The organism is Parashewanella sp. 2210YD4-3, assembly GCF_056591735.1.
In genome coordinates, this window is the sequence record NZ_JBWQOG010000009.1 from 98,218 (window position 1) to 110,907 (window position 12,690).

The following is a 12,690-nucleotide window of genomic DNA, read 5'->3' on the forward strand; positions in this document are numbered from 1 at the left end:
TAAAGATTGAAGAAGAGATAATGACTCTCTTCTTCATCTCTCATATCTAAGTTAAACTCGTTCAAACACAGTAGCAATACCTTGGCCTAAGCCAATACACATGGTGGCTAATCCTAGAGTCGCGTTTTTATCTTCCATAATATTGATGAGCGTGGTGGATATACGCGTGCCAGAACATCCTAACGGATGCCCCAGAGCAATCGCACCACCGTTAAGATTAATTTTCTCATCCACCTTATCCATTAAGCCTAATGCTTTAACGCAGGGCAGTGATTGTGCGGCAAAGGCTTCGTTGAGTTCGATAATATCAATGTCATCGATGGTGAGTCCGGCACGAGTCAAAGCTTTTTGGGTGGCAGGAACGGGACCAAATCCCATGATTGCAGGGTCACAGCCAGCTACGCCCATAGAACGGACGCGAGCACGGATAGGTAAGCCAAACAGCTTAGCTTTTTCTTCTTCCATTACCAGCATGGCCGATGCACCATCGGAAATAGCGGATGAGGTGCCAGCGGTAACCGTACCGTTTACAGGATCAAAAACAGGACGAAGGCTAGATAACGCTTCAAGTGATGCGTCAGAGCGGATCACTTGGTCAGCCGTGATTTGAGTTAAGGCGCCATCGGAGTCATGACCATTGATCGGATATATCTCTGAATTAAACCGACCCTCAATGGTTGCGGCATGTGCGCGTTGATGAGAGCGCAGTGCAAACGCATCTTGTTGCTGACGATCGATATTGTGTTGCCTTGCTAACAATTCAGCCGTTAAGCCCATCATGCCCGATGCTTTTGCGACTTGATGCCCGAGTTGCGGGTGGAAATCAACGCCGTGATTCATTGGGACATGTCCCATATGTTCGACTCCGCCAACGATAAAGGTATCGCCCATACCCGTCATAATGGCACGAGTGGCTTGATGGAGTGCTTCCATTGATGAGCCGCATAGACGATTTATGGTCACGCCTGCGGTAGTTTTAGGCAAACCCGCTAATAGTGAAGCATTGCGAGCGATGTTAAAACCTTGCTCTAAGGTTTGCATCACGCAGCCCCAGATCACGTCTTCGATTTGCTGAGGGTCTACTTGTGGGTTACGGGCAAGCAGACCTTTCATTAATTCGGCGGAAAGGGTTTCAGCCCGAAGATGGCGAAACGCACCGCCCTTGGAACGTCCCATAGGAGTACGAATACAATCAACAATTACTGCATTTTTCATGGTCAGTTCCTTATTGTGAAATGGGGAAGTAGCGGCCATTGTTTGCAGCCAGTTTACGAAGAGAATCGGTGACTTGGTATAACGGACCGAGGTGAGCATAGCTATCGGCTAACTCAATAAACTTGTCTATACCAAAGGTGTCTAAATAACGGAACACACCACCACGAAAAGGCGGGAATCCTAAGCCGAACAAGAGCGCCATGTCCGCTTCAGCAGGTGAAGCAATAATCCCTTCGTCTAGACAGCGAACGGTCTCGATGATCATTGGGATCATGAGTCTGGCAATAATAGCGTCATTATCAAAGGACTGTTGAGGTTGGCAGACGTTAGCTAGCAATGCGTTTACGGCATCATCGGGTTGCTTTTTGAGTTTACCCCGTTTGTCGGGTTGATATTGATAAAACCCGATGCCATTTTTTTGTCCAAGACGTTGAGCATCTAATAACTGTTTAATGACATCTTGCTGTGGTGTAGGCATGCGCTCAGGAAAGCCATTCGCCATGACTGTTTGTGCATGATGAGCGGTGTCCATGCCCACAACGTCCAATAGGTATGCAGGACCCATGGGCCAACCAAAGGTTTTTTCCATCACTTTGTCGACTTCGATAAAATCAGCACCATCAACAAGTAATTGATTAAAGCCTGCAAAGTAAGGAAACAATACTCGGTTAACAAAGAAACCGGGGCAGTCATTAACGACAATTGCCGTTTTGCCCATAGCGCTGGCATAAGCCACCACTTTTGCAATCGTGGCATCAGATGTGTGTTTGCCACGGATCACTTCCACTAATGGCATCTTATGTACGGGGTTAAAAAAGTGCATGCCACAAAAACGTTCAGGGCGTTTAAGATTGGTAGCTAATGAGTCTATGGATATGGTGGACGTGTTAGAGGTGATGATGGTGTCTTCGCTGACATTAGATTCAACCTCAGTGAGCACTTGGGCTTTCACCTTTGGGTTTTCCACCACGGCTTCTACCACTATGTCAGCGTGAGCAATCGAAGTGTAATCCAAGGTAGCAGATATTTGGTTGAGCACTTTAGCCATTTTGTCGGTCGTTAGCCTACCGCGAGACACTTGATTGTTCAGTAACTTCGCCGCTTCAGATAATCCTAAATCTAATGCAGGTTGATTGATGTCCTTCATGATAACGGGGACACCTTTACTGGCACTTTGGTAACTGATCCCACCGCCCATAATGCCAGCACCTAACACCGCGGCTTGCTCAACTTGCGATTCGACAGATTTAGCCGCTTGCTTACTTTTATGTTTGACCACTTGCTCGTTGAGGAAAATTCCAATTAACGAGGTCGCCGCTTCCGTTTTTGCCAATTCAATAAAAGCATGATGCTCAGCGATAAGCGCTTCAGCTCTATTTTCGGTATGTGTTTGCTCAATTACTTTAACGGCAGTATAAGGGGCAGGGTAATGCTTGCCTGCGATTTGGTACACCATAGCTTTAGCCGTGGTAAATGCCATCAATGATTCCATCGCTGGAAGTGGCAACGGCACTTGTTTTTGCTGACGGCGAGCTTGCCAATCCAATTTGCCATTAATGGCATCGTTAAGCATCTTGATGCCAGCTTGATGTAATTGCTCTGGGGCGATAATGGCGTCAATAGCACCCACTTGCATTGCTGCATCAGGCTTATGTGGTTTACCTGTAGTTATCCACTCAAGAGCATTATCAACGCCGATTAATCGTGGTAAGCGTACCGTGCCACCAAAGCCAGGAATTAAGCCAAGTTTAGTCTCAGGGAGTCCAAGGCGAGCATTCGGTTCGGCAATTCTAAAATCAGTGGCTAAAACAGTTTCAAATCCGCCGCCCAAGACGAAACCATTAATGGCTGATAAAGTAGGAAAGGGAAGATCTTCAAGTTTATTAAACACCTTATTCGCTTTGACTAGCCAGCTAAACAGACTGTCATCATCTTGCTGGAATAACCCTAAAAACTCTGTAATGTCTGCGCCAACGATAAAAGCAGGTTTTGCAGAGGTGAGTAGCAAGGCTTTAGGGTTGGTTTTGATGATGGCATTTAAAGCTTCATCAAGAGAGGTTAATGTTGCTGAATCAAGCTTATTTACAGACTGGGTCGCGTTAAAACACAACTGGGCGATATGATCATCCAGCATGGCGACTTGAATACTCTGGCTTTGATAAATCATTATTTTATCCTTGGTGTTTAGCGTACTGCAAAATAAAAGCGGTGAATAACGTCTATTAGATTGACGGTTAAGCGCACAAAAAACAAGCATAAATTTAAACGGGTGTTTAAATTAAAAAACTTTAGCATGATTACAAACTTAACAAGAGATGATCAAGGATTCATGAAGCAAATTTAACGGGAAATTATCACTAAGAAGTGCAATGCTTTGTTTAGGTTAAATTGAATGGGGAGGCCGTCATGTCTGAACTAGCACTCGCTGTCAGCTACGGGTCTTTGAGTTCGTTAGATGCTAAGCAATTAAGCGAGATTCAAAAAAAAACTGATAAATCAAAAGTAGTGGGTCTGTTGGATCGTTTTTTGGATTTTGTTTTCGGCACTCATCGTAAAGAAGTGAAAGAAGCGTATTTTGATCTTATTTCTGAGACGAGTTCACCACAAGAAAAACAACAGGCATTCTGGTATTTGCAAGCCGCCGCTAAAGCAGAGTTTAAATCGTGCTTTACCGTCGAATTTGATGCTGATGCATCACAAGTTATTTATCGGTTTACATTTCCAGAGACTGTGAAAACTGATGTCTCCAAGCTTGAAGTTCGAGTTGCCCCCTCCACTGAGTTTACTCAAATGAAGCCTTTGGTGGACGCTTGTCATCACGCTGAACTTTTTACATTAATGCAAAAACTGGATAGTGGTGCAACGCTAGGCAATAAAGAATACGAAAGCATCACTGACGAAAATAAGCTTAAAGCCTTTGTGCGTTTACGTCAGTTGGTGAAAACTGAGCACCGTAATGATTTTACATTTGAGCCATCTACTGCTGACGGTAAGCTTGAAATAGGGGTTAAATCACGTAACGTAAATAGATTTTCTTTGTGTGTTTATCCTGACGCTCAATTTCAACGATTCATTAATAATACGGTGAATACTCAAATTGAGACAAGACGAGCGGGTGTTGAGCTATCCAATCAGTCGTCAGCAATAAAATGGACGCAACTAAAAGGGCACAAGCCTTGTCCTTGCAGATTTGAGGAAGTCATGACTGCTGATTTAAATCGAGATCCGTATACATTGGATGACGGAACGAAAACGATAACCTATACAGCTGAAGATGCTGTCGACACTGCAAGTAAACTCGAAGAAGTCAGTGCCTTATGTTGTAATGACCAACAAAGGGAAATATTAACCATATTTGCATCGCAAAGTATCTGGTTAACGCTACCTATGTGGGATAAACAATTAATGACGAATAACATGGGGGCAGATGGCACAAGAACAAAAGATGGCGCCAATTATCAGATCACAAAGCTTGCAGGTGGTAATCTGCTCGTTAGTGCTCATTGCTATCGGGAATCTTGTTGTGATAACAACAACCCCGACCACTGGCCAATAGGCATGAATCGGAGTGATTATAGTAAAAGCTTTGATGTTGATTTTGTATTTCTCGTCACAAAAGACAGTGTGATTATGGTGTCGAAAGATATTCGCAAACAACCATTTCCAGAATCCGTTACTCAAGCCGGCAGGCGCTAAGAATTCTTATCCTTCCATTTGAATGGATTGAATGCCCATCAGCCGTGTAGGCTATGATACACTCAGGCTCCGATTTTTATCATTAGGAGCCTGAGCAATGTCCTCGATAGGTCAACATTATTCGCAACACATTACTGAGATGAATCGCAGAGTGGCTGAGATTTGTCTGCGTCACAACCTATCTGGGCTGGTTTTTCATTCTGGTCAACCGAAACGCCAGTTTTTGGATGACATGGATTACCCTTTCAAAGTAACCCCTAATTTTAAATCTTGGTTGCCATTATTGGATAACCCCAACTGTTGGATATTCGCTGATGGGCAGAATAAACCGACCCTCATTTATTATCGTCCAGTTGATTTTTGGCATAAAGTTGCCGATGTTCCAACTACCTTTTGGACTGATGAATTTGATATCAAACTGCTGACAAAAGCCGATAAAATTTCAGAGTTTTTACCAAGTAATATTGCAGATTGGGTGTACCTCGGAGAAGAAACACAATTGGCTTCTGAGCTTGGTTTTATTCAAATTAATTCAAAGTCGGTTGAAAACTACTTGCACTTTAAACGCTCATTTAAAACAGATTATGAGTTAGATTGTCTGCGAGAAGCGAATCGTTTAGCGGTAAATGGTCATCTTGCTGCGAAACAAGCCTTTCTCGGTAGTGGCAGTGAATTTGATATTCAGCTTGAGTATTTAAAAGCGGTCGGCCAAGGTGAAAATGATGTGCCTTACAACAACATCATTGCACTGAATGAGAATGCGGCCATCTTGCACTATATGGTGCTTGATCATCAAAAGCCTGTTGAACATCGTTCATTTTTGATTGATGCAGGTGCGACCTGTGGTGGTTACGCCTCTGATATTACTCGTACCTACTCGGCTGAACAAAACCGCTTTGCAGCTCTTATCGTTGCCATGGATAAGCTACAACATGAAATCATTGCCGAAATGAAGGTCGGCAAGAGCTATGTAGATCTGCATTTATTAACTCATCAAAAAGTCGCTCAAGTTTTGTTGGACTCTGAGTTGGCTACTGGCAACCTTGAGTTGTTAATTGATTCTGGCATTACTCGTGCATTTTTCCCTCACGGCCTAGGTCATATGTTAGGTTTGCAAGTACATGATGTGGCTGGCTTTAGTCCAGATGAGCAAGGAACCCATGTTGCCTCACCAGTTGATCATCCTTTCTTACGTTGTACTCGTACATTAGAAGCTGGGCAAGTGTTAACCATCGAGCCGGGCCTGTATATTATCGATACCCTGCTTAATGAGTTGGATGAAAAGAGTCGCCAACAAATTAACTGGAAAGTGGTCGATGAATTGCGTCCATTTGGTGGTATTCGTATTGAAGATAATGTCATTGTTCATGCTGATCGTATTGAAAATATGACTCGTGATTTTGGACTCGCCTAAGTCGTGGCGAGTGATCGGTACTTGGTTCCAGCACAACCCTTGGTGCTGGAAGAGGACATTAAAAAGAGCCGTTTTATCACTATCATATTTCGCTGTCAGTCTGAGAAAGAACTAAAGTTGGCGCTCACAAACTATAGGCGTGATTATCCTGATGCTCGACATTATTGTTGGGCGTTTGTGGGAGGTGCGCCTAAAGAGATGGTGAACTGTGGTTCTAGTGATGATGGTGAACCATCAGGAAGTGCAGGGCGGCCAATGCTATCGGTATTACAAGGTGCTGATATTGGCGAAATAGGCGCCATTGTGGTTCGTTATTTTGGTGGTACAAAACTTGGTGTTGGTGGGCTGGTTCGTGCATATAGTGCAGGAATAAAGCGAGGATTGACACAACTGCAAACAGATGTTCAGCAATTACGAGATGAAGCACGACTCAGTTGTGATTATGCTCAGCTTAGTGATGTTGAATATCTATGTAAAAAATACCAAGTATTGATCCAAGACCAACAATTTACTGAGCAAGTGTTGTTATCCTTGGCAATACCAAAATCTAATCGCCAAATTATTCAGCAGGAGTTGGCGACGTTATCTCAGGGTCAACTTAGTCTTAAATTTGTGGAATAATAGTGACTCTTACAGCAAAGGATTGAAGCGTATTTCTCCATGCAATATCGCACTATCATAAGAATAACTGGCCTGTTAATGGGGCTGTTTTCCATCACTATGCTGCCGCCAGCATTGGTCGCCATTTTTTATAATGATGGCGAGGGGATGGCATTTATTAAAGCCTTTGTGGTGAGTTTGTTATTGGGGTTCTGTTTGTGGTACCCCAATCGTTATCATAAAGCTGATCTGCGAACCCGAGAAGGCTTTTTGATTGTGGTGTTGTTTTGGACAGTGTTGGGTTCAATCGGTTCTTTGCCTTTTATTTTTGCCAACAACCCAGATATGAGCTGGACGGATAGCTTTTTTGAATCCTTTTCAGCCTTAACCACCACCGGGGCAACGGTGATCGTTGGCCTTGATGATCTACCCAAAGCGATTCTTTTTTATCGCCATTTACTGCAATGGCTTGGTGGAATGGGGATTATTGTTCTGGCGGTAGCCATATTACCTGTTTTGGGGATTGGGGGAATGCAGCTTTATCGTGCTGAAATCCCAGGGCCAGTTAAAGACAGTAAAATGACTCCTCGGATTGCCGAAACCGCTAAGGCATTGTGGTATATCTATTTGTTTTTGACCTTAGCCTGTGCGGCGGCCTTTTGGTTTGCAGGTATGAGCGCTTTTGATGCTATTTGCCATTCATTTTCTACCATCGCTATTGGTGGGTTTTCCACTCATGATGCCAGTATGGGTTACTTTAATAGCCCTGTGATCAACTTAATTTGTGTGGTGTTTTTGCTTATTTCTGCTATCAATTTTAGTTTACACTTTGCGGCGGTGACCAATAAAGGTTTCAACTTAAAAGTGTACCTAAAGGACGCCGAGTTTAAAGTGTTGTTAGCAGTGCAGCTTATTCTTACTGCGATTTGTTTCTTAGTGCTTTATCAAACCAATATTTATGACTCGGCTGAAGAAACCTTAGATCATGCCTTATTCCAAGCCGTTTCGGTTTCCACGACTGCAGGGTTTGGTACTGAAAGCTTCCATAGCTGGCCGCTGTTTTTGCCTATGCTGCTTATATTTTCTAGTTTTATTGGTGGATGTGGCGGATCTACAGCGGGAGGCATGAAGGTTATTCGTATCATTTTACTGGTGCTACAAGGCTCAAGAGAAATGAAGCGTTTGGTTCATCCTCGTGCCATTTTTACGATTAAAATTGGCAATTCGGTATTACCCGACAGAGTCATTGATGCCGTGTGGGGGTTCTTTTCGGCTTATGCCCTAGTCTTTATTATCAGTATGCTGGCGTTAATGGCGTTTGGTGTTGATGAGTTGACGGCGTTCAGCACGGTAGCGGCTTGTTTGAATAACTTAGGCCCAGCTCTTGGTGAAGCGGCCAGTAATTATGCTACCCTCGGTGATGGTTCGAAATGGGTACTATTGATCACCATGCTATTTGGACGCTTAGAAGTATTCACTTTGTTAGTCCTGCTTACGCCAACTTTCTGGAAGAACTAATGCACAATATCGCTCTAATATATTCAACCGTTGATGGTCAAACCAAACGTATTTGTGACGCCATGGTCGGACATATGTCTTCCAATGCTAAGGTGACAGTATTGTCACTGGAGCAAGCAACAACGGCAGAGTTAACACAGTACGATAAGGCTATGATTGGTGCCAGTATTCGTTATGGTAAATACCGTCCAGCGTTATTTGAGTTTATTAAGCAACATCATAAGTGGTTAACTGAAACCCAAAGTGGCTTCTTTTCGGTGAATGTGGTGGCAAGAAAACCAGAGAAGAATACGCCTGAAACCAACCCTTATATACGTAATTTTCTTAAACTGTCGACTTGGGTTCCTGCTGTTCAAGGGGTATTTGCGGGTAAGATTGAGTACCCAAAATATGGTGTGTTTGACCGCACTATGATCCGTTTTATTATGTGGATCACTAAAGGACCAACGGATACGAGCGGTACCTACGAGTTTACCGATTGGCAGCAGGTTGAACGCTTTGCCAAGAAATTCATCTCATAACAAGGTAAATTTGTTCAGTATTATAATAACTTAGTTGGGTTGTGAGATTCCTTTTGATAGAATCACAAGCTTTCCTACTGTTGTATGATCGTTATTACTAGGGCACGCCCTAACAGTAGGGTTGGGCTTTCGTTCGCTATGGATAGTTATTGGAAAGAATTTTCTGATCATTGAAAACATGGAGAGCCGAAGCGTATCATTAGCCATCAATCAATCAATCAGTTGAGTCAAACCATGCGTAGTCGATTCAAGCTTGTCTTTACTCTTGTTTGCATTTTAAGTGCACAACTCTTTTCCTTATCAGCGAAAGCAGCATTATGGATTGATACTTCAGATGCTTATTTACGTGCTGATATCCAACAACTGGCCGATGCTGGTTTTATCAAAGTTCCTGTTAATACCTACCCTTTAATGTGGTCTGGAGTCGCTCAAGATCTGGCGAAAGTAGCCACTGACCAAGTTCCAGAGAACTTAATGTCAGCATTTTTACGTGTGCAAGCGAAGTATAAATCCAGCCAACAGCGCAATGCTAAGCTTCGAGCGGGGGTTAGCAGTGATAAACCCATGTTCCGAAATTTTGGTCATGCGTTAAGAGCTAAAAATGAGCTTGGTGGGTCGTATTCTGATTCAGCAGGAAGCTTTTATTATCAGTTATCAGCGACAATTGCAGATAGCCCGAATGACGGTAAAAATATTCGGTTTGACGACTCTTACGTTGCGACCACTATAGGGAACTGGGTATTGAGCGCAGGTACTATCAGTCAATGGTGGGGGCCAAGCTTTGATTCGGCATTAATTAAGTCTAATAATGCGCGTCCAATGCCATCTCTATTATTGACACGAAATAACCCTCAAGCTTTTGATTTACCGGTTCTAAATTGGCTGGGTCCATGGAATTTTAGTGCAGGGTTCAGTAAGTATGAAAGTGAACGTTTCGCGCCTGATGCGTTATTGTGGAATCTTAGAGGCAGTATTCGTCCGTTCGATAAATTAGAAATCGGCTTTTCTTGGACTACACAATTTTGCGGTAAAGGCCAAGAATGTAGCACCAAAATTTGGTTAAAAGCCATAACAGGCAATGATGATTGCAGTAATGATACGACAGGCGATGGCAGTGGTTGTACTAAGTATGGCAATCAGATGGCTGGCTTTGATATTCGATACAATGATGTATGGTTCTCACAGCCAATAGGTATTTATGCTGAAAAAGGCTGTGAAGATGCCAGCGGTAATCTGCCTTGGCAAATTGCAGACTGTGGTTATATATATGGCTTCGATACGCGTGTGCATGTTCAAGAAATTCCAGTAAAACTCTTTACTGAATACACTACTACCAAAGTAGCTTGTGGCACTGACCCCCATGTGTTTAATTGCTTTTACGAACACTCAACTTACCGCAGCGGATCGCGTTATTACAAGCGCAGTTTAGGCAGCACCTATGACAGTGACGCGAGAGCGTTCAGTCTAGGAGGAATGGCGCAGTTTGGTGACAACCGCATGACGACTCGAGTTCGATATGTAAAGCTTAATGATGATGGAAAGAGTCCTGGCATTAAGTGGACTCCAAACATTCCTAAGCAAGATGTCTGGCAGCTTGAAACCAGTTATGAAATGCCCATGTTTGAAGGTTTGATGAACTTTGGTGGGACATTTTCACACATTAAGAAACCCGATGCCGACTCAGATTCAAAGCTAAGGTTTTTTGCTAACTATGAATACAGTTTCTGATTAAGCAATTTTAGTTCGTTACATACACATTTAATATTCAAGAGCAGTATGATTTTCAGTAAGTCATACTGCTCTTTTATTTCTGTCATATTTCCTTTCTTTGTTTGATGGCTGAACTCAACATTCAGGTCTATTCTTGAATGAGTCGTTGGCAAAGTTGCGCTGCTTAGCTTTAAGCATACTCTCCAAGAAGTTCAGGTGTTGACCTGATGGTAGCAACATCCCGACAAACGTTAATGTATTACAAAACTTACAGGACGTCGGCATGAGCTTACTTGAACATCCCGTTCATTTGATCATTGTATTATTTGCGTTATCGCTGCTGCCCTTATTTGCAGTCATGGGAACCTCGTTTCTCAAAATCTCCATTGTGCTATCTATGTTGCGAACGGCATTGGGTGTGCAGCAAATTCCGCCCAATATGGCGATTTATGGATTATCTATGGTGCTAACTCTGTTTATTATGGCGCCTGTGGGGAGTGAGATTTATGCTAATTTACAAAAAGATCCGATTAAGCTTAGTGCGCCCGATATTGTAGAGCGTTTAAATAAGCAAGCGGCAGAACCTTACCGTGAATTTTTAATAAAACACAGCCATGCCAAGCAAATTATTTATTTTTCTAAAGTAGGACATAAGATTTGGCCTAAAGCCTACCATGACGACCTTGATAAAAACTCATTAATGGTACTGATCCCTGCTTTTACTCTAAGCCAATTAATCGAGGCATTTAAGATAGGGTTGCTGTTGTACTTACCCTTTGTTGCCATCGATATCATTGTGTCGAATATCCTCCTTGCGATGGGGATGATGATGGTATCGCCCATGACCATCGCACTGCCGTTTAAGATCCTGATCTTCATTATGATGGGGGGATGGGAAAAACTCATTAGCCAATTGATGTTGTCATACTCATGAATGTATCAGACTTTATACACCTCACCTCAGAACTGCTATGGATCACCTTGTTGCTTTCAATGCCGACTGTACTAGTGGCGTCGGTACTGGGGGTGCTGGTGTCATTAGTGCAAGCATTGACCCAAATTCAAGATCAGACCTTACAGTTTCTTATCAAACTGGTTGGGGTCAGCATCGTGATGGCCATGACCTATGATTGGATGGCCGTTGCCATGCTCAACTTTGGTAATGAAATGTTCAATTTGATAGATAGAGTGGGGTAGGTTTGGAGACAGAGTTCTATAAAGCTCTCACAGAACATTTACCTGTCTTTTCCCTAAGCATGATGCGTCCCTTGGGGATGATGCTGTTATTGCCACTCTTTAAAAGTGGTAGTTTAAGCAGTGGTTTAATGCGTAACGGCCTTGTCATGATGTTTGCTTTTCCTGTGATGCCTACGCTAATGCATATGCATGAGCATTTGTTAGAAGCCACTTATCTTGAATTGATAGGCTTATATCTCGAAGAATTTGCCATTGGTCTGGTTATCGGTTTTTGTGCCGCTGTGCCATTTTGGGCCATTGATATGGCGGGCTTTTTGATTGATACCATGCGTGGTTCGTCGTTATCAACCGTGCTTAACCCGTTATTGGGCGTGGAATCTTCTGTTTATGGTGTCATTTTTGCTCAAGTCTTGAGTGTGTTATTTCTGGCCTCAGGTGGATTAAACTTTTTACTCAGTGCGATGTATGAATCCTATTTAGTATTGCCTCCCGGGACGGCGCTTGATTTGAATGGAAATATTCCGTTATTTGATTTCTTTTTACAAGAATGGCGGTTGATGAATGCCCTGTTTATGGGATTCGCTATGCCCGGCATGGTGATCATGTTGCTTACAGATACCGCTTTTGGTTTGGTAAACCGTTCCGCTCAACAACTCAACGTATTTTTCCTTTCCATGCCGGTGAAATCAGTGATGGTCATACTGGTGATGATCTACTGCATCAACTTTGCGTTTCATAATTATTTGGAGCGTACTGACAATGCTGAATCTCATTTTCAGACTTTGTATAAGTTGATGGAACCTAAGCCATAGGGAGGCG

General features: G+C 43.0%; 11 protein-coding genes. 9 read left to right on the forward strand and 2 right to left on the reverse strand.

The annotated features are described in order from the left end of the window. Positions 1–51: 51 nt before the first annotated feature. Positions 52–1,215, reverse strand: coding sequence for an acetyl-CoA C-acyltransferase FadA (gene fadA, locus AC1EU0_RS13990; RefSeq protein ID WP_480303084.1), 1,164 nt, complete (start codon positions 1,213–1,215; stop codon positions 52–54). 10 nt (positions 1,216–1,225) lie between these two features. Continuing rightward, positions 1,226–3,382 (reverse strand): fatty acid oxidation complex subunit alpha FadB, encoded by a 2,157-nt coding sequence (fadB, locus tag AC1EU0_RS13995; RefSeq protein ID WP_480303085.1) that lies wholly within the window; start codon positions 3,380–3,382, stop codon positions 1,226–1,228. A 239-nt stretch (positions 3,383–3,621) separates the two neighbouring features. Here fadB and AC1EU0_RS14000 point away from each other — a divergent pair, with 239 nt between their 5' ends. The 9 genes from AC1EU0_RS14000 to sctT all read left to right on the forward strand — a co-directional run bounded on the left by AC1EU0_RS14000 (position 3,622) and on the right by sctT (position 12,683). Then, a complete protein-coding gene (locus AC1EU0_RS14000; protein ID WP_480303086.1) occupies positions 3,622–4,911 on the forward strand; it encodes a hypothetical protein in 1,290 nt (429 codons plus the stop codon). Between the two features lie 97 nt (positions 4,912–5,008). Beyond that, entirely contained in the window at positions 5,009–6,325 is a 1,317-nt protein-coding gene (gene pepQ, locus AC1EU0_RS14005; protein WP_480303087.1) for a Xaa-Pro dipeptidase, read from the forward strand. 3 nt (positions 6,326–6,328) lie between these two features. Then, positions 6,329–6,946: a YigZ family protein gene (locus AC1EU0_RS14010; protein WP_480303088.1), complete on the forward strand. Its 618-nt coding sequence runs from the start codon at positions 6,329–6,331 to the stop codon at positions 6,944–6,946. A 39-nt stretch (positions 6,947–6,985) separates the two neighbouring features. After that, on the forward strand, positions 6,986–8,443 hold the full coding sequence (locus tag AC1EU0_RS14015; protein ID WP_480303089.1) for a TrkH family potassium uptake protein: 1,458 nt from the start codon (positions 6,986–6,988) through the stop codon (positions 8,441–8,443). Further along, positions 8,443–8,964 (forward strand): menaquinone-dependent protoporphyrinogen IX dehydrogenase, encoded by a 522-nt coding sequence (gene hemG, locus AC1EU0_RS14020; protein WP_480303090.1) that lies wholly within the window; start codon positions 8,443–8,445, stop codon positions 8,962–8,964. The genes AC1EU0_RS14015 and hemG overlap by 1 nt, the downstream gene beginning before the upstream one ends. A gap of 234 nt (positions 8,965–9,198) precedes the next feature. Next, positions 9,199–10,692 (forward strand): capsule assembly Wzi family protein, encoded by a 1,494-nt coding sequence (locus AC1EU0_RS14025; RefSeq protein WP_480303091.1) that lies wholly within the window; start codon positions 9,199–9,201, stop codon positions 10,690–10,692. Between the two features lie 265 nt (positions 10,693–10,957). Beyond that, complete coding sequence (gene sctR, locus AC1EU0_RS14030; RefSeq protein WP_480303092.1) at positions 10,958–11,608, forward strand: type III secretion system export apparatus subunit SctR; 651 nt, start codon at positions 10,958–10,960, stop codon at positions 11,606–11,608. A gap of 59 nt (positions 11,609–11,667) precedes the next feature. Further along, positions 11,668–11,871: a type III secretion system export apparatus subunit SctS gene (gene sctS, locus AC1EU0_RS14035; protein WP_480303093.1), complete on the forward strand. Its 204-nt coding sequence runs from the start codon at positions 11,668–11,670 to the stop codon at positions 11,869–11,871. 2 nt (positions 11,872–11,873) lie between these two features. Further along, positions 11,874–12,683, forward strand: coding sequence for a type III secretion system export apparatus subunit SctT (sctT, locus tag AC1EU0_RS14040; protein ID WP_480303094.1), 810 nt, complete (start codon positions 11,874–11,876; stop codon positions 12,681–12,683). The last annotated feature ends 7 nt before the right edge of the window (positions 12,684–12,690 follow it).